At 64.1% G+C, this 18486-nt stretch carries 14 protein-coding genes; 10 read left to right on the top strand and 4 right to left on the bottom strand.

Annotated features, from left to right (window positions below; genetic code table 11):
• Positions 1-68: 68 nt before the first annotated feature.
• From C9E81_RS10595 to C9E81_RS10580, 4 genes are read left to right on the top strand one after another with little or no spacing between them, the layout of a single operon-like run.
• Positions 69-1619 (top strand): UxaA family hydrolase, encoded by a 1551-nt coding sequence (locus tag C9E81_RS10595; RefSeq protein ID WP_122112282.1) that lies wholly within the window; start codon positions 69-71, stop codon positions 1617-1619.
• Positions 1620-1631: 12 nt separating this feature from the next.
• Complete coding sequence (locus C9E81_RS10590; protein WP_122112281.1) at positions 1632-2966, top strand: nickel pincer cofactor-dependent isomerase, group 22; 1335 nt, start codon at positions 1632-1634, stop codon at positions 2964-2966.
• Between the two features lie 2 nt (positions 2967-2968).
• Complete coding sequence (gene larC, locus C9E81_RS10585) at positions 2969-4201, top strand: nickel pincer cofactor biosynthesis protein LarC (protein WP_122112426.1); 1233 nt, start codon at positions 2969-2971, stop codon at positions 4199-4201.
• A gap of 40 nt (positions 4202-4241) precedes the next feature.
• On the top strand, positions 4242-4883 hold the full coding sequence (locus C9E81_RS10580; protein WP_243698601.1) for a HupE/UreJ family protein: 642 nt from the start codon (positions 4242-4244) through the stop codon (positions 4881-4883).
• Positions 4884-5000: 117 nt separating this feature from the next.
• Here the strand turns inward: C9E81_RS10580 and C9E81_RS10575 are convergent, their stop codons facing one another.
• The 3 genes from C9E81_RS10575 to C9E81_RS10565 are packed head-to-tail and all read right to left on the bottom strand — an operon-like array spanning position 5001 to position 10187.
• Entirely contained in the window at positions 5001-8270 is a 3270-nt protein-coding gene (locus tag C9E81_RS10575; RefSeq protein ID WP_122112279.1) for an efflux RND transporter permease subunit, read from the bottom strand.
• Between the two features lie 10 nt (positions 8271-8280).
• Complete coding sequence (locus tag C9E81_RS10570) at positions 8281-9447, bottom strand: efflux RND transporter periplasmic adaptor subunit (protein WP_122112278.1); 1167 nt, start codon at positions 9445-9447, stop codon at positions 8281-8283.
• Entirely contained in the window at positions 9444-10187 is a 744-nt protein-coding gene (locus C9E81_RS10565; RefSeq protein ID WP_243698600.1) for a TetR/AcrR family transcriptional regulator, read from the bottom strand. The genes C9E81_RS10570 and C9E81_RS10565 overlap by 4 nt, the downstream gene beginning before the upstream one ends.
• Positions 10188-10314: 127 nt before the next feature.
• Here C9E81_RS10565 and C9E81_RS10560 point away from each other — a divergent pair, with 127 nt between their 5' ends.
• From C9E81_RS10560 to C9E81_RS10545, 4 genes are read left to right on the top strand one after another with little or no spacing between them, the layout of a single operon-like run.
• The gene (locus C9E81_RS10560) at positions 10315-11178 is read left to right on the top strand and encodes a formate dehydrogenase accessory sulfurtransferase FdhD (protein ID WP_122112276.1); all 864 of its coding nucleotides are present in this window, start codon (positions 10315-10317) and stop codon (positions 11176-11178) included.
• A complete protein-coding gene (gene mobA, locus C9E81_RS10555; RefSeq protein WP_122112275.1) occupies positions 11175-11822 on the top strand; it encodes a molybdenum cofactor guanylyltransferase MobA in 648 nt (215 codons plus the stop codon). The genes C9E81_RS10560 and mobA overlap by 4 nt, the downstream gene beginning before the upstream one ends.
• The gene (gene mobB / locus C9E81_RS10550; RefSeq protein WP_122112274.1) at positions 11819-12310 is read left to right on the top strand and encodes a molybdopterin-guanine dinucleotide biosynthesis protein B; all 492 of its coding nucleotides are present in this window, start codon (positions 11819-11821) and stop codon (positions 12308-12310) included. Before mobA ends, mobB begins: the two co-directional genes overlap by 4 nt.
• Positions 12307-13554: a molybdopterin-binding protein gene (locus C9E81_RS10545; RefSeq protein ID WP_122112273.1), complete on the top strand. Its 1248-nt coding sequence runs from the start codon at positions 12307-12309 to the stop codon at positions 13552-13554. Before mobB ends, C9E81_RS10545 begins: the two co-directional genes overlap by 4 nt.
• Before the next feature lie 3 nt (positions 13555-13557).
• Here the strand turns inward: C9E81_RS10545 and C9E81_RS10540 are convergent, their stop codons facing one another.
• Positions 13558-13785, bottom strand: coding sequence for a sulfurtransferase TusA family protein (locus C9E81_RS10540; RefSeq protein ID WP_122112272.1), 228 nt, complete (start codon positions 13783-13785; stop codon positions 13558-13560).
• Positions 13786-13933: 148 nt separating this feature from the next.
• Between C9E81_RS10540 and C9E81_RS10535 the strand changes: the two genes are divergently transcribed.
• Positions 13934-15655: an NAD(P)H-dependent oxidoreductase subunit E gene (locus C9E81_RS10535; protein ID WP_122112271.1), complete on the top strand. Its 1722-nt coding sequence runs from the start codon at positions 13934-13936 to the stop codon at positions 15653-15655.
• Complete coding sequence (gene fdhF / locus C9E81_RS10530) at positions 15652-18423, top strand: formate dehydrogenase subunit alpha (protein ID WP_122112270.1); 2772 nt, start codon at positions 15652-15654, stop codon at positions 18421-18423. Before C9E81_RS10535 ends, fdhF begins: the two co-directional genes overlap by 4 nt.
• The last annotated feature ends 63 nt before the right edge of the window (positions 18424-18486 follow it).

The following is an 18486-nucleotide window of genomic DNA, read 5'->3' as shown; positions in this document are numbered from 1 at the left end:
CCCTCGGCTGTTGTCTGCGGTGGTGGCCGCCAGATTATCTGGCTGCGGAAACCCGGAAAGGAGAAGCCATGACAGCCACGACGCTTGAACAGGATAGAACCCGCGCCCCGGTGCTGCGACTAAGCGCCGGGGACAATGTCGTCGTCGCCATTCGCGAAATCTCCGAGGGCACGGAACTTTCCGAGGAGGGCGTGACCACCCGCCAGCAGGTGCCGCAGGGCCACAAGATCGCCACCCGCCCCATCCAGGCAGGCGCACCGATTCTGAAATTCGAGACCGTGATCGGCTATGCCGCCCATGACATCCTGCCGGGCGAGTGGCTGCACAGCCACAATATCCGCTTTGATGCCGTCGAGAAGGATTATGCCTTCGCCCGCGACTACCGACCGACCGAGATCCTGCCCGAAGATGAGCGGGCGCGATTCCAGGGTATCCGCCGCGCGAATGGCAAGGTCGGGACGCGCAACTATATCGGCCTCTTCGTCACCGTAAACTGCTCGGCCACGGTCGCGCGCAAGATCGCGAATTACTTCGACGAAGAGCGGATTTCGGGCTGGCCGAATGTCGATGGTGTCATTCCCTTCATCCACGAATCCGGTTGCGGGATGGAACTGACGGGCGAACCGATGGACCTGCTACGCCGCACGCTCGCCGGGTATATCCGCCATCCCAACATGGCCGGCGCCGTGGTCTGCTCGCTTGGATGCGAGCGCAACAACCTGATGCAGTTCTTCGAGGAACAGAGCCTGGCAGAAGGCAAGATGCTTCGCACCATCACCATGCAACATGTCGGAGGCACCGCGCGGGCCATCGCCGAAGGCAAGGCCGCCGTGCGCGAGATGCTGGAAGAGGCGAACAAGGTCCGGCGCGAGCCCTGCTCGGCCGAGCATATCACTATCGGCATGCAATGTGGCGGCTCGGACGGGTTGTCGGGGCTGACGGCAAACCCTGCCCTTGGACATGCGGCGGATATCCTGATCCGCAACGGCGGCACCGCGATCCTGTCGGAAACGCCCGAGATCTTCGGGGTCGAGCATCTGCTGACGCGCCGCGCCCGCAATGAAACGATTGGCCGCAAGCTGGTCGAGCGGATGGACTGGTGGCTGGAACATACCAAGGGCAAGGACACCCAGATCAACGGCGTGGTCAGCCCGGGAAACCAGGCCGGAGGGCTTGCCAATGTACTGGAAAAATCATTGGGAGGGGCCAAGAAGGGTGGCACGACCGGGCTGATGGAGGTTTACCGATATGCCGAACCGGTGACCGAAAAGGGCCTCGTCTTCATGGACACGCCGGGTTTCGATCCCGTCTCGGCCACCGGTCAGATCGCCGGAGGCGCCAACCTGATCTGCTTCACCACAGGACGGGGTTCCTGCTTCGGCTCCTACCCCTCACCGACGATCAAGCTGGCCTCGAATACGCCCATGTTCACCCGGATGGAGGAGGATATGGACATAAATTGCGGCCGGATCGTCGATGGCGAGATGAGCCTCGAAGAGATGGGAGAGGCGATTTTCCAAAAGATCCTTGCCATTGCCTCGGGAGAGAAAAGCAAATCCGAGGCGCTTGGGGTCGGTGAAGAGGAATTCGCCCCTTGGCCCATCGGCGTCACCGGATAGGAAGGAAAGAGCATGTCGAACGGGACAAGGCCGAACTACGTGAAGCTGGTCGAGGACACGCCATTGCCGCGCATCGCGCTGTGCCGGCAAAGCTTTCCCTCCAATCATATTGGGGATCCGGCGGCGGCGGTGCATGACGCGATGGCCGAGGCGGATTGCACCGCCAGGATCCGGCCGGGGATGTCCGTCGCCATAACGGCGGGCAGCCGGGGCATCGCCGCATTCCCCGAACTGCTGACAGCGATCGTGAACGAGGTCAGGGCGCGCGGGGCGGATCCCTTTGTCGTGCCCTCGATGGGCAGCCATGGCGGCGCGACCGCCGAGGGGCAGACGGCGGTATTGGAAAAGCTGGGCGTGACCGAGGCCGTGATCGGCTGCCCGATCCGCTCCTCCATGGAGACGGTCGAAATTGGCCGGCTGGATAACGGCATGTCCGTGCGCATCGACCGGCTGGCGCATGAGGCCGACGGGATCGTGTTGTTCAACCGTATCAAGCCGCATACGTCCTTTCGGGCAGCCAATGAAAGCGGGCTGGCCAAGATGCTTGCCATCGGCCTTGGCAAACAATCGGGTGCCGAGGCCTGTCATTCGCGCGGCATCGACGAGGTGCCGGTCTATGTCGACCTGATGGCACGGATGAAACTGGAACGTTGCAGGATCCTCTTCGGCATCGGCACGATCGAGAATGCCTATGACCAGTTGGCCCGTGTCGTGGTTCTCGCCAGCGAGGGAATGCTGGAGGCGGAACAGCCTTTCCTGCGGGAAGCGATGGCCAATATGCCCCGGCTGCCGCTTGGGCCGGTCGATGCGCCCACCGCCTCTGGGGACCTGGATGTGCTGGTCGTGGACCAGATCGGCAAGGAATTCTCGGGCACCGGCATGGATCCGAATATCACCCATCGCTTCTCGTCACCCAAGATGCAGGCTCATGTGAAACTGCGCATCGCGCGGCTCGCGGCGCTGGAACTGTCGCCACGCAGCAACGGCAACGGCAATGGCGCGGCGCGGGCCGATGTGGTGACCGCCCGGCTCGAGGCGGCGTTCGACCGCGAGGCGGTTTATGCGAATGCGCTGACCTCGACCGTCCTGATACAGGCCAAGATGCCAATGGTCATGCCAGACGACCGCAGCGCCATCCAGGCGGCTGTCAAGACTTGCGGAGCCGAGGACATCTCCCGCGTGCGCCTTCTGCGGATTCCGAACACGCTGCACCTGGAGTATCTCTATGCCTCCGAGGCCATGCTGCCCGAACTGGAGGCCCGGCCCGGCATGGAGATCGTCGGACCGCTGGAGGAGATGCGCTTCGAGAATGGCCGCCTGATAAATTCATGGCCCGGGGAGCACTGATCATGAATTTGCCAGAGGGTGCCCGCCTGCATATCCATCTCGATCCCGTCGGAGGCGTGGCGGGCGACATGTTCATCGCCGCGATGCTGGACGGCTTTCCGGCGCTGGAACAGCGGGTGATGAAGGATATCGCGGCCATCCTGCCCGATCATGTCGGCCATGCCGCGCTGACCCGGGGACATAGCGGCGGCATGTCGGTGCGGCGCTTTGCTCTAATTCCGATGGATGGCGGGCATTCGCACGATGATCACCATCATCACGGGCATGAAGATCACCACCACCACCGCCACGGCGAAGAGACGACCTACCGCGCGATGCGCGCCATGATCGAGGCGGCGCCGCTTGCCGAAGGAACAGCGGAACATGCCTGCGCGATCCTGCATCTGATCGCCGAGGCCGAGGCAGCGGCCCATGACATTCCCATCGAGGATGTCCATTTCCATGAACTCGCCGATTGGGACGCCCTGATGGATGTGACTGCCGCCGGTAGTATCGCGGCGGCCTTGAAAGGCGCGGGCTGGTCCCTGGCCTCGCTGCCCCTGGGCGGCGGCCAGGTGCGGACGGCCCATGGCATGCTGCCTGTCCCGGCCCCGGCCACGGTGCGGATCCTGCGGGGCTATGACTGGCACGACGATGGTGTAGGGGGCGAGCGCGTCACGCCAACCGGGGCCGCGATCATGGCCCATCTGACCGGTGGTTCCCCCGGCAGCCGCCCATCCGGCCGCTTGGTCGCCACTGGCATGGGGGCAGGCACCCGCGACCTGCCCGGCCGACCCAATATTCTGCGCATTACCGCCTTTGACCTGGCAGGCACGGCACAGACCGACCGGGTCGTGCAGCTTGCATGCGATCTGGACGACATGACCGGGGAAGAAATCGGCGCGGCGGCGGATGCGTTGCGTGCCTTTCCCGGGGTCATCGACCTTGTTCTGCTGACGGCACAGGGAAAGAAGGCGCGGCCCGTGACCCGCATGGAGCTATTGCTGGAGCCGCAAGTCGAAACGCAGGTCGTCCAGGCGCTGTTCGACCGAACCAGCACATTGGGCCTGCGCCGCAGCGAGATCACCCGGCTGATCCTGCCTCGCAGCACCGACACCGCGCCGGACGGCAAGACGCGGCGCAAGCGCGCCACCCGGCCATCGGGTGTTACCGTAAAGGCGGAAAGCGACGATCTCGACGCAGCGCCAACGCTGGCCGAGCGCCGGGCACAGGCTCGCCGGGCCGAACAAGGGTAAATCCGCGGGCAATCCGCTTCGACAGCATATGGAGTGACAGATGAGCAGCATCCGCAGCCCGGAACCAGCGCCACACATGCAGGAAAACACTTTCCTGATACGGTCCTCCATGGCGCTCCTCGCGATGGCCGGTATCATGCTCGCCAGTACTTCTCCTGCCCTGGCCCATACCGGTCATGCTGCCGGAGGCGGTTTCCTGACCGGCTTCCGACACCCTCTGCTTGGCGCGGATCATGTAGCCGCCATGGTAGCGGTCGGGTTTTGGAGCATCTGCTTCGGCAGGGCTGCGGGATGGGCTTTGCTTGCTGTCTTTCCGCTGGCGATGATCCTTGGCGGAGTTCTCGGGATGGCTGCGATACCGCTGCCGGGTGTCGAAACCGGAATCGCGGCCTCGGCGCTGGTCATCGGCCTCGCAGTGCTGTTTCGCACGAACCCGCCCCTGGTTTTCGCGGCCGTCATCGTCGCCTTCTTCGCCATCTTCCACGGATATGCGCATGGTGCCGAGATGCCTGGGGCCGCCAATCCGTTGGCCTATGCGGCGGGTTTCGTGGTCGGCACGATATCACTGCATCTATGCGGCGCGGGTATGGGATTCCTGATCCGCGGCAGCCAGCTGGCCACCCGCACGGCAGCTGCCGCTATCGCCCTGACAGGGATGGGTTTTCTTACCGGCATGCTTTAGCTGCAGCCTATGGTCCAGACGTGGCTGGCCCGCCAGCTATCCCCCGGATCGCACCTGGCGCCGCGATGGCGCAAAAGATGAAATAGCCGTTACCGCCGCAAGCGCCTGCGGCAACGGCTATTCCACGACCACCGACAGGCGTGGTCTGCTGTCATGCGGGCGGTCGTTTTCCAATTGCGCGACACGGGTTTCCAGTCCCGCGATCCCGGCGGCAACCGCTTCGGGGGCAAGCGTCTCGGGTTCCTCTTCCTTGCGGCCGATCATGCCGCGTGTCAGCCGGGCCAACAGGCGCGACAAATCGTCCATGATCAGGAAGAAGGCCGGCACGACCAGAAGCGACAGCACGGTCGAGACGATGATCCCCCCGATCACTGCCGTCGCCATCGGCGCGCGGAAGGACCCGCCCTCGCCCACCCCGAGCGCCGAGGGCAGCATCCCCGCCGACATGGCGATCGAGGTCATCACGATGGGCTGGGCACGCTTGTGCCCGGCCTCCATCACCGCCTTGATCCGGTCCATCCCCTGCCGCCGCATCTCGATGGCGAAATCGACCAGCAGGATGGCGTTCTTGGTCACGATCCCCATCAGCATCAGGATACCGATCATCACCGGCATCGACAGCGGCGAAGAGGTCAGGATCAGTGCCGAGGCCACGCCACCGATGGCCAGTGGCAGCGACAACAGGATGGTAAAGGGCTGGATCACGCTGCCGAACAGCAGGATCAGCACCGACAGCACCAGCATCAGCCCCATGATCATGGCATTGCCGAAGCTTTCCATCAATTCGGCCTGGATCTCGGCATCGCCGGATTCGGCCACCCGCACGCCGGGCGGCAGATCCACCCCGGTGACAAGTTCGTTGAAACGCTCCGTCGCCGAACCGAGGGCCACACCGACGGGCAGGCTGGCACCGATGGTCGCCTTGCGGGTGCGGTTCAAACGCTCGATGGACGAGGGGCCTTCGCCGATACGGATATCGGCAACGGATTTCAGTGGCACCGAACCACCGGTGACCGTCGCGACACGCAGGGCGCCGATCCGGGCAAGATCGCCACGCGTCGCGTCGTTCAGCCGCACCCGCACGGGCACCAGCCGGTCATCGATCGCCAGCTTGGCCAGCGCCGCGTCGATATCGCCAATCGTCGCCACCCGCACCGTCGCGGCGATGGCGGCCGTGGTCACGCCAAGCCGCGCCGCCTCGTCGGGCTTGGGCGTGATCTGCAATTCTGGCCGGGGCAACGCGCCCTCGGTGCCGACATCGGCGAGCAGCGGATCGCCGCTCAACGCATTCTCCAGCATGGCGACGGCCTGGTTGAGGCTCTCCTCGTCATTCGACAGGATCGAAAAGGACAGGTCGCGCTCTCCCCGGTCATTCAGCCGATAGGCGCGAATATCCGGGACATCGCGCAAAAGCAGGGCGATTTCGGCCTCGATCCGGTTCTGGGGCTTGGTTCTACCTTTGCTTTCAAGATCCGGAACGATGACGGAAAACAGCGGCACCGAATTGCCGATATCGGCCAGCTTGTGCAGCAGCGAATGGTCCAGCTTGTCCAGAAGCACCGTTACCGAGGCGCGGCGGATATCGAGATCTCCGGTCGGCGACGAGCCGCCCAGCACGAAGATGTCTTTCACGCCCTCGATCTCGCGGATGCGCTCGGTCATGGCGCTGGTCGCGCGCTCGGTTTCCTCCAGGGTCGCACCGGGCGGCAGTTCGACACTGATAGAGATACGGCTGACATCCTCGGGCGGCAGGAAGCTGCCGGGCACCCGAAGCATGAAGAAGACCGAGACGATGAGCACCAGGATTGCGGTCAGCATGGTCAGGTATTTGTGGCGGGTGGTCATGGCGACGAAACGCAGATAGCCGCGCATCACCGGACCATCGCGCTGGCCCTCCTCGTGACCCGCGGCATCCTTGTCGCGCATCAGGTAGGCGGCCATCATCGGCGTGATCAGCCGCGCCACCAGCAACGAGAAAGCCACCGCGATGGCCACGGTCAGGCCGAACTGCCGGAAATACTGGCCCGGAATACCGGGCATGAAACTGACCGGCACGAACACGGCGATGATAGTGAAGGTAGTTGCGATCACCGCCAGCCCGATCTCGTCCGCGGCCTCCATGGCTGCGCGATATGGCGTCTTGCCCATGCGGATATGGCGGGCGATATTCTCGATTTCGACGATCGCGTCATCGACGAGGATGCCAGTGGCCAGCGTCAGCGCAAGGAAGCTGACGAGGTTCAGCGAAAAGCCCAGCAGGTCCATCATCCAGAAGGTCGGAATGGCCGAGAGCGGCAGGGCTACGGCTGCGATGATCGTCGCCCGCCAGTTGCGCAGGAAGGCAAGCACCACGAGCACGGCCAGAAGCGCGCCTTCCAGCAAGGTGTGCAGCGCCGCCTCGTAATTGCCATAGGTATAATAAACCGTGTCATCGACAAGGCTGATCCCGACCTCGGAATACTCGGCGCGCAACTCGTCCAGCATCTCGTTGGTCACTTCGGCCACCGATACCTCCGAGGCGCCCTTGGCCCGGAACACCGCGAAGGTCACGACCGGCGTGCCATTGAAGCGTGAGAACGACCGCAGTTCCTCGTAGGTGTCGGTGATCGTCCCCAGTTCCGACAGCCGGACATAACGCCCGCCACCAAGTGCCACGGTGGTGCGGGAAAGCTGCTCGACGGTGCTGGCGTCGCCCAGGGTGCGGATCGCCTGCTCTCCGGCGCCAAGCTCCGCCCGGCCGGAACCGAGATTGGTGTTGGTCAGGCGCAGTTGTGAACTCACCTGCTCGGCGGTCACGTCATAACTGGCCAGCCGCACCGGATCGAGTTCGATGCGGATCTCGCGGTCGGCGCCGCCATAGCGGTCCACACGGCCGATGCCGGGCCGTCCCTGGAGCGCGCGCTTGATCTTGTCGTCCACGAACCACGACAATTCCGCCATCGTCATATTGGGGGCCGAAACGGCAAAGGTCATGATCGCCTGCCCCTCGACATCGATACGGTTGACGATGGGGGTTTCCACATCGCCCGGCAGATCCCCGACGATCTTGTCGATAGCGTCCTTGGTATCCTGCACCGCCTTGTCGGTCGGCACTTCCATGCGGAACTCGACCAATGTCTGGGATTGCCCGTCTGTCACGGTCGAGGTCACGTTCTTGACGCCCGCAATGCCCGCGACGGCGTCTTCGACCTCCTTGGTCACCTGCGTTTCCAACTCGGCCGGGGCCGCGCCGGATTGTGCCACGGTCACCGCGACAAGCGGAACGTCGATATTGGGGAACCGGGTGATGGGCAGGCTGTTGAAGCTTTGCCATCCCAACATCAGCAGCATGAAGAACGCCAGAAGCGGCGCCACCGGATTGCGGATCGCCCAGGCTGAAAAATTCATGGTTCCGCCCTCATTGCCCGCCTGCCAGAACGGCACTGACCCGGTCGCCCTCACGGACAAAGGCGGCGGCCTTTGTCACCACCCGATCACCTTCGGCAAGTCCCGTGGCGACCTCTACCATGCCCGCGTCGCGAATACCGGTTTCCACCGTCACCTCGTGCACCACGCTATCCTCGACCTGCATCACTACCGGCTCCCCGTCGGCGTTGCTGCCCACGGCGGTAACCGGCACCGCCAGCCCCTCGCGCTCGGCCAGGATGATCTCTGCATCCGCATACATGCCCGAACGCAGCGCATCCGGGTCATCAATGGAAATCCGTGCGATCCCGAGCCGGGTTGTGGCGCTGATCCCCGGCTCGACCAGTCGCAATGTTCCGGCGATCGGCGTCTGGCCACCGACATTGCGGATCAATGCCGGCATCCCGGGCTTCAGGCGCAGCAGGTCGGCCTCGGAAATCTCTGCCCGCAACTCCAGCGCCCCGTTCTTCATCAGTACGAACATGGGTTCGCCCGCCGCGCTGGCCACCGCGCCGACCTGAGCATTTCGGGTCAGCACCTCGCCCGCTACCGGGGCGACGACATTGGTGCGTTTCAGGTTCAGCTCCACATCGGCAAGCTGAGCCTTGGCCAGATCCACCTGCGCCTGCGCCGCCTCCAACGTCTGTCGCGCCACGGTGACCCGCGCCGCTGCGGAAGCCGCCGCCGCACGCGCCTGATCATAAGCCGCCTGCGAAGTGTTGCCCTGCTCCCGCAAGGCGCGGTTCCGCTCCGCTACCCGCTGCGCCTCATCCGCCGAGGCACGCGCCTCGACAACCTGCGCCTCGGCCTGCGCGACAGTTGCCCGGGCCGACGCCAATCCAGCCCGAAGCTGGCTCTTTTGCAGTTCCAGCGCGGCTGTCGACAGGCGGGCCAGCACCTGCCCTGCCTCGACATGATCGCCGACATCGGCCTCCAGCGTCTCGATAGGCTGGCCCTCGACCAATGGCTGGACGGTTACCTGCTCCACCGCACCGACAAGCCCTCCGGCGATCACGCGGTCACGCAGGATCATTCGCGTGATCTCCGAGACCGTGATAGCGGGGGGCGCGGGCTGATCGGTCGCTACGGGTTCCTCCTCCGCCGCCCAGGCAGGCAGGGCGAGCAACAGAACCAGCGCGGAAAGGATCCTGCACTTCATTTCGGCTCCTTCGGCCTTGCAGCGGCCACTTCATCGAGGATCATGTCGATCAGTCGCTGGACCAGCGCCGTCAGATCGTCGCGCAACAGCTTGCATTGCGCGCTTGGGCCATGCGCCTGGATCGATGTCGTCTTGACCAGCATCACCACCATCGCCGCATGGGGCAGAAAGCGATGCTCCGCCTCGTCCCGCGACATGCCGGCGATCAGCGCGAACGCCTCGACCAGATAGCTGGTTATCCCGCGCTCCATATGCTGGACGACATTGCCGATCTCGGGCTTGCGCTGTGCCGCCGCGGTGATCTCGGCCCAGAGCGAGGCGTCCTCGACACCACAGCATTCCTCGGCCACGCGCATATGCAGCCCCTCGCGCAGCGCCGCCAGCGGATCCTCGGCCGCCACGACATCGGTGAATTTCTGCCCCACCTCCTCAAGATCGCGAGTGATGATGGCGGCCACCATCGCGGCCTTCGACGGGAAATAACGATAGAAATTGCCCACGCTCATTCCCGCTGCCCGTGCCAGTTCCTGCATCGAGGCGCCATCAAAGCCCTTTTCGGCAAAGGTTTGGCGAATGCTGTCGAGGATCTCGCTCTCCCGCGGCCGGACGGGTGCGGCGGCATCGGAATCCTGCGTGTCGAACGGGATGGGACGGATGACCATTCGGGGAGGTGATTCCATAAGTGAACGTTCATTCACATGATTGATCGTTATGAGTCGCAGGTCAAGAAAATGTTTCATGTCGGCCATCCCCCGTCGGCACGGTTGCCCGCCACGACACACCACCGCGATGCGCAGCCTTGCAACTCGCCCCACCAGCGTGGATGATAACCGTCGCTCAGGCCAGAGGAGGCGCCGCATCGTCATCATGCCCGATTTCCCGCTCTTGCCCGACCCGCTTGACCCCCGCCTGACCCGGCGGATCACCGGCACCGACCAGACCGGCGCGGAAACAACGCTTTCGGTGGTCGAAGAGCGTCCGCTGACGATCTATCTCAACCGGCAGGAGATCGTCACCGCCATGACGATCGGCGATTATCCCGAATATCTCGCTCTGGGCTTCCTGCGCAATCAGGGTATGCTGCGCGCGGATGACCGCGTCACCGGAGTCGATTACGACGACGAGATCGAGACCGTGGTCGTGCGGACCGAGCGCGAGACCTCCTACGAGGAAAAGCTGCAAAAGAAGACCCGCACAAGCGGCTGTGCGGTGGGCACCGTCTTTGGCGACATGATGGAGGGACTCGACGGCCTGACCTTGCCGCAGACCGGTATTCGCACGAGTTGGCTCTATGCGCTGGCGAAAGAAATCAACACCACACCTTCGCTTTACCTCGAAGCCGGGGCGATCCATGGCACGGTGCTGTGCTGGCAGGACAAGCCCTTGGTCTATATGGAGGATGTCGGCCGTCACAACGCCGTGGACAAGATCGCCGGATTCATGTTCCGCCACGAGATCGGGGCTGCGGACAAGATCCTGTACACGACCGGGCGGCTAACCTCGGAAATGGTAATCAAGACGGCGCTGATGGGGATTCCCGCACTCGCGTCTCGCTCGGGCTTCACTGCCTGGGGGGTCGAGATCGCACGCCGCGTCGGGCTGACGCTGATCGGGCGAATGCGCGGACAACGCTTTGTCTGCCTCAGCGGCGAAGAGCGGCTGATCCGCGATGCCGACCCGAAAAACATCCCCGACGAGGACCGCAAACGGCACCGCAAGGCTGCGACATGAGCAGACCTGCAGGTGTCATCCTCGCCGGTGGGCTGGCGACGAGAATGGGCGGCGGCGACAAGGGCATGCTGCAGGTCGGCGGGCAGTCCCTGCTGTCCCGGGTGATTGCGCGGCTGGAGCCGCAGGTCGCGGGCCTTGCATTGAATGCCAATGGCGATGCGGCGCGTTTCGCGGATTATGACCTGCCGGTCCTGCCCGACAGCATCGCCGGTTTCCCGGGACCATTGGCCGGGGTGCTGGCCGGTCTGGACTGGGCCGCAGAAAACGGCACGGGCGCCATCGTTACGGTCGCCGCCGATACGCCATTCTTTCCCGCCGACCTGGTATCACGGCTCCAACAGGCGGCCAGGGGCAAGCCCCATCCGCTGGCCCTCGCCACCACTCCGCGAGACGCGGGCGAAGCGCTGAAATCGGGCCGCAAACGCGTCAATCGCCATCCCACCTTCGGTCTTTGGCCGGTCGCCTTGCGCGACGATCTGCGCGCAGCGCTGAATGACGGATTGCGAAAGGTCGTCCTGTGGACCGACCGTCACGACGCGGGCGAGGCGCTGTTTCCCGCCACACCCTTCGATCCCTTCTTCAACGTCAATACACCCGAGGATCTGGCACGCGCCGAGGCTCTTGCCCATGGAGGCGAGAGTTGAGGCTTTACGGTATCACCGGTTGGAAGAACGCGGGCAAGACCGGCCTGATGGAACGGCTGGTCGCCGAGATCACGGCGCGGGGCCTGACGGTATCGACCGTCAAGCATGCCCATCACGATACCGATATAGACCAGCCCGGCCGCGACAGTCACCGTCATCGCGAGGCCGGGGCGCAGGAGGTCCTGCTTTCCACGCCCCGCCGTTGGGCCCTGATGCACGAGTTGCGCGAAGCCGGAGAACCCTCGCTTGCCGATCTGCTGTCACGCCTCTCGCCGGTGGATCTGGTCCTGATCGAAGGCTACAAGCACGCTCCGCATCCCAAGATCGAAACCTATCGGCAGGTCATCGGCCGCCCGCTGCTCGCCTCCAAGATAGGAACCATCCGTGCCATCGCCGCCGATGGACCGGTTGACACCGGGCTGCCGGTTTTCGACCTTGACGACACCGCCGCTATCGCCGATTTCATCCTGCGCGAGGTTGAGCTATGAAAAGTGAAGGTTCCGCGATGCCGCCGGGAGTGGACTGGGTGCCGGTCGATACGGCACTGGACCGACTGCGCGGCGCCCTGCATCCGGTGACAGGCACTGAAACGATTGCCACAGCCCGGGCCGCCGCCCGGATCCTGGCCCAAGACTGCATTGCCCGCCGTTCCAACCCGCCACAGCCGAATTCCGCCGTCGACGGCTACGGATTCGGCCATGCGGCTATCAGCGAAGGATCGCAGCGCCTGCCCCTGGTCGACGGGCGCGCCGCCGCGGGCCAGCCCTGGCCGCATCCGGTTCCTGAAGGCAGCGCGATCCGTATCCTGACCGGCGCGACCCTGCCCGATGGCGTCGATACCGTCGTGCTGGAAGAGAACACCACAATCGACGGCGCGGCGGTCATGTTCGATGGTCCGGTCAGGCACGGTAGCAATACCCGCAAGGCCGGTGAAGACGTGGCCGAAGGCAGCCCCGCCCTGCCTGCCGGCCACAAGCTGCGTGCGCCGGATCTGGCGCTGCTCTCGGCTCTCGGCATTTCGCATGTGACGGTGCATCGCCCGCTGCGGGTCGGGGTGCTTTCGACCGGGGACGAGATCATCGCCTCACCCGATCTGCCCGCCCTGCCCCACCAGATCTGGGACGCCAATCGCCCCATGCTGCTGTCCCTGGCGGCAGGCTGGGGCTATGAGCCGGTGGATCTGGGTCATGCGCCGGACAGCGACGACGCCGTCAGGGAACGCCTTAACGATGGTGCGCGGTGTGCCGATGTCATCCTGACCTCGGGCGGCGCTTCGGCAGGTGACGAGGATCACGTCTCGGCCTTGCTGAAATCGCATGGCACATTGTCAAGCTGGCGCATCGCGCTTAAACCCGGCCGGCCTCTGGTGCTGGCGAAATGGGAGGGCGTGCCAGTCTTCGGGCTGCCGGGCAATCCGGTTGCCGCGCTGGTCTGCTCGCTGGTATTCGCCCGGCCCGCCCTGTCGCTGCTGGCCGGAGCGGGCTGGACAGTGCCGCGAGGTTTCACCGTGCCCGCCGCCTTCACCAAGCGCAAGAAGGCCGGGCGGCGCGAATATCTGCGCGCACGCCTGAACGCAGAAGGCCGGGCCGAAGTGTTTCCGTCGGAAGGATCAGGCCGCATCAGCGGGTTGAGCTGGGCCGACGGGCTGGTGGAATTGCCGGATGAAGCCGCAGAGATAGGGCCGGACACTTCCGTCAGATATATCCCTTATACCTCGTTCGGATTGGTCTGAACCCTACCGCTTGCGGATCAGATAGATCTGCGCCTCGTCCTCGTTCCGCTGCTCAAGCAGCTCATGCCCGGATTCCGCGCAGAAATGCGGCACATCGATCACCGCGGCGGGATCGGTGGCCAGCATGCGCAGCACTTCGCCCGCCGCCATGCCTTGCAGACGCTTGCGCGCCTTCAGGACCGGCAACGGGCACAGAAGGCCCCGCGCATCGAGTTCTTGATCCCATGTCATGGAACCACTGATAGGCGCGGTTATCGAGACTGTCCATAATATCGAAATGATAGATGATTTCTATCAACTGACGGGAAGTCGATATTGACCAACCGTGGTATAATGTCTCACAAACCCACGACGTCCCACCCGCAACGGCAGGCAAAACATGGCACTCGATCAACAAAAAGGCATCTGGAGCTCGGGCCGCGGAAACGGCAAGGGGCGCGGCACACCCAAGGGCCGCCAACTGGATGATACCGCATGGGATCAGGTCAGGGCGCTTCTGGGTGACCGGCCGCGCCGCCGTGACCTGCTGATCGAGTTCCTGCACCTGATACAGGACGAATACGGCCATCTGTCGGCCCCGCATCTGCGTGCCCTTGCCGAGGAAATGCGGCTGTCGATGGCCGAGGTCTGGGAGGTCGCCACGTTCTACGCGCATTTCGACCCGATCACCGAGGACGAAGCCCCTCCGCCTGACCTGACCATCCGCGTCTGTGATTCGCTGTCTTGCGAGCTGGCCGGGTCCGAGGCGCTGTTGAATGCACTGCAATCCGGCCATGACCCGTCACGAATCCGTGTGCTGCGCGCGCCCTGCATGGGCCGCTGCGATACTGCCCCGGTGGCAGAGATCGGGCATCGCCATGTCGATTTCGCCACGCCGGAACGGATCGATCAGGTCATCGCGGGCGGCGATCTGCACCCGGTCATTCCGGATTATGAGAGCTTCGAGGATTATCAAGCCGGTGGCGGCTATGCCAGGCTGGCGGAACTTCGCGATGCCGGCGACTGGCAGCAGGTGCAGCAAACATTGCTGGATGCCGGTTTGCGCGGCATGGGTGGGGCCGGTTTCCCTTCGGGCAAGAAATGGGGCTTCGTTCGCGCCAATCCTGGACCACGTTACCTTGCAGTGAACGGCGACGAGGGCGAACCGGGCACCTTCAAGGATCGCTATTACCTCGAACGCCAGCCGCATCTGATGCTGGAAGGCATGTTGATCGCGGCATGGGCCGTCGAGGCCGAGAAATGTTTCATCTACATGCGCGACGAATATCCCGCCGTGCTGAAAATCCTACGCCGCGAGATCGCCGCGCTTGAAGAGGCGGGCATCGCAGCGCCGGGCTATATAGATCTGCGTCGTGGCGCCGGGGCCTATATCTGCGGCGAGGAATCGGCGATGATCGAGTCGATCGAGGGCAAGCGCGGCCTGCCCCGGCTGCGGCCCCCCTATGTAGCGCAGGACGGCGTTTTCGGAAAGCCGACACTGGTTCATAATGTCGAGACCCTGCACCTGATCACCCGCATCTGCCGCGAGGGACCTGAAATCTTTTCCTCGGTCGAGCATAACGGCCGCAAGGGGATGCGCAGTTACTCGCTGTCTGGCAGGGTCGCCAATCCCGGCGTCTACTTCCTGCCCGCCGGCACCACGATCCGGGAATTGATCGAGGCCGCCGGAGGAATGGCCGAAGGGCACGAGTTCAAGGCCTATCAGCCGGGTGGTCCTTCCTCGGGCCTGCTGCCCGCCTCGCTGGACGATGTGCCGCTGGATTTCGACACCTTGCAGCCCCACGGCACCTTCATCGGCTCGGCGGCGGTGGTCGTCCTGTCCGACAAGGACAGCGCCAAGGCGGCTGCACTCAACATGCTGCGTTTCTTCGAATCGGAAAGCTGCGGGCAATGCACCCCTTGCCGGGTGGGCTGCGAAAAGGCGGTCAAGCTGATGCAGGCGGATCAATGGGACCAGCCGCTGCTGAATGACCTTTGCGACGTGATGACCGATGCCTCGATCTGCGGGCTGGGCCAGGCCGCGCCCAACCCGATCCGGTTGGTGATGGAGCATTTCGCGGATGAAGTGGGCTGCAGCCGGAAAGATGGGGGCAAGGCATGAAGGATCATATCGACATCAAGCAGGTGACTTTCATGCTCGACGGCGAAGAGGTCACGGTTCCCGAAGGCACCACCATCTGGGAGGCCGCGCATGGCCGTGGCATCACCATCCCGCATCTGTGCCACAAGCCCGCGCCCGGTTATCAGCCCGACGGCAATTGCCGCGCCTGCATGGTCGAGATCGAGGGCGAGCGGGTGCTGGCGGCCTCGTGCTGCCGTGCCGCCTCTGAAGGCATGGTGGTGAAATCCGCCAGTGACCGGGCCGAGAAATCGCGCCGCATGGTGATGGAACTGCTGCTGGCCGACCAGCCCGACCGCGCCGAGGCCCATGATTCCGGCAGCCATCTGTGGGACATGGCGGAACTGAACGGGGTCGAGGAAAGCCGCTTTCCGAAGATGGAAAAGAGCCGCATCCCGCTATTGGACGACAGCCATGTCGCCATGCGGGTCAATCTGGACGCCTGCATTCAGTGCAATCTCTGCGTCCGCGCCTGCCGCGATGTTCAGGTCAATGACGTGATCGGCATGGCCGGACGCGGGCATGACAGCTTCCCCAGCTTTGACATGGGTGATCTGATGGGCGACAGCACCTGCGTCGCCTGCGGCGAATGCGTGCAGGCCTGCCCGACCGGCGCGCTGATGCCCGCCACGGTTCTGGATGACAGGCAGCACGGCGACAGCCGCAATTTCGATGAAGAGGTGCAATCGATCTGCCCCTTCTGCGGCGTCGGCTGCCAGGTCTCGCTGAAGCTCAAGGACGGCAAGGTCAAATATGTCGAGGGCCTCAACGGCCCCGCCAATGAGGGCCGGCTCTGCGTCAAGGGCCGCTTCGGCTATGACTATATCCACCATCCGCATCGCCTGACCAAGCCCCTGATCCGGCTTGAGGGGGCCGAGAAGGGGTTGAACGTCGATCCCGCCAACCCTTTCACCCATTTCCGCGAGGCAAGCTGGGAAGAGGCGCTGGATTTCGCGGCGGGTGGCATGGCGCGTCTGCGCGATACCGAGGGCGGCGAGTCGGTGGCCGGTTTCGGCAGCGCCAAATGCACCAACGAGGAAGCCTACCTGTTCCAGAAGCTGATCCGGCAGGGCTTCGGTCACAACAATGTCGATCACTGCACCCGGCTGTGCCACGCCTCGTCGGTGGCGGCGCTGATGGAGAATGTCGGCAGCGGCGCGGTAACGGCCACATTCAACGAGATCGAAAATGCCGATGTCGCCATCGTCATCGGCGCGAACCCGATCGAGAACCATCCTGTCGCCGCGACCTTCTTCAAGCAGTTCACCAAGCGCGGCGGCAAGCTGATCGTCCTGGACCCGCGCGCACAGTCGCTGAAGCGCTTCGCCACCCATCTGCTGCAATTCCGTCCCGGCGCCGATGTGCCGCTGCTCAACGCGATGATGTGCGTAATCGTCGAAGAGGGGCTTTACGATCAGGATTATATCGACGGCTTCACCGAGAACTGGGAGGTCGAGAAGCAGCATCTCGCCGGGTTCGCCCCCGAAACGCTGGAGGATCTGACCGGGGTGGATGCCGCGACCATCCGGGCGGCGGCGCGTGATTTCGCCACTGCGGAAAGGGGCATGATCTTCTGGGGCATGGGCGTGTCGCAGCATATCCACGGCACCGACAATTCCCGCTGCCTGATCAACCTTGCTCTGATGACAGGCAATGTCGGCAAGCCGGGCACCGGGCTGCACCCCTTGCGCGGCCAGAACAACGTGCAGGGCGCCTCGGATGCAGGGCTGATCCCGATGTTCCTGCCCGATTACCGCGATGTGACCGATGACGGCGTGCGCTCGGCATTTACCGAGATCTGGCAGTCGGGGGACTTCAGCAACCAGAAGGGCCTGACCGTGACCGAGATCATGGACGCGGTTCATGACGACAGGATCAAGGGCATGTATATCCTGGGCGAAAACCCGGCCATGTCCGACCCGGACGTGACCCATGCCCGCGATGCGCTGGCCAAGCTGGAACATCTGGTGGTGCAGGATATCTTCCTGACCGAGACCGCCAATTACGCCGATGTCATCCTCCCCGCCGCCGCCTTTTATGAAAAGAACGGCACCGTCACCAACACGAACCGGCAGGTTCAGATGGGCCGCGCTGCCGCAACCCCGCCGGGAGAAGCGCGGGAGGATTGGCAGATCACCATCGATCTTGCCCGAAGGCTGGGGCTGGACTGGAACTATAGCCATCCCTCCGAGATCTTCGCCGAGATGAAGCTGGGCATGGCATCGCTGGACAATATCACCTGGGACCGGCTGGCGGCAGAGAATGCCGTGACCTATCCCAGCCTTTCGCCCGAGGATCCGGGGCAGAGCATCGTCTTTGGCGACGGTTTCCCGCGCGAGAGTGGCCGTGCCCGCTTCACCCCGGCCAGCGTCATCCCACCGGACGAGCAACCCGATGCCGAATACCCGATGATCCTGACCACCGGGCGGCAACTGGAGCACTGGCATACCGGTTCGATGACCCGCCGCTCGCGGGTGCTCGACGCGGTCGAGCCGCAGGCCAACTGCTCGCTGCATCCCTCGACCCTGCGCAAGCTGGGCGTAGAGGCGGGTGGTTCGGTCAGACTGGCGACCCGGCGCGGGGAGATCACCCTGATGGCACGCGCCGACCGCGCGGTGTCGCCGGACATGGTGTTCCTGCCCTTCGCCTATGTCGAGGCGGCGGCGAATATCCTGACCAACCCGGCGCTGGATCCTTACGGCAAGATACCGGAGTTCAAGTTCGCTGCCGTGAAGGTGACGGCGGCGTAAGGCACGGGTATTTGCATTCGAAATGGCTGCGGGGTTTCAAGCCCCGCAGCCGGCAGCACGCCC

The sequence above is a fragment of the Paracoccus alkanivorans genome, from assembly GCF_003697785.1.
In the GTDB taxonomy this organism is placed as follows: domain Bacteria; phylum Pseudomonadota; class Alphaproteobacteria; order Rhodobacterales; family Rhodobacteraceae; genus Paracoccus; species Paracoccus alkanivorans.
The sequence above is the reverse complement of the archived record's forward strand: the minus strand, read 5'-3'. Positions and strand labels throughout refer to the sequence as shown.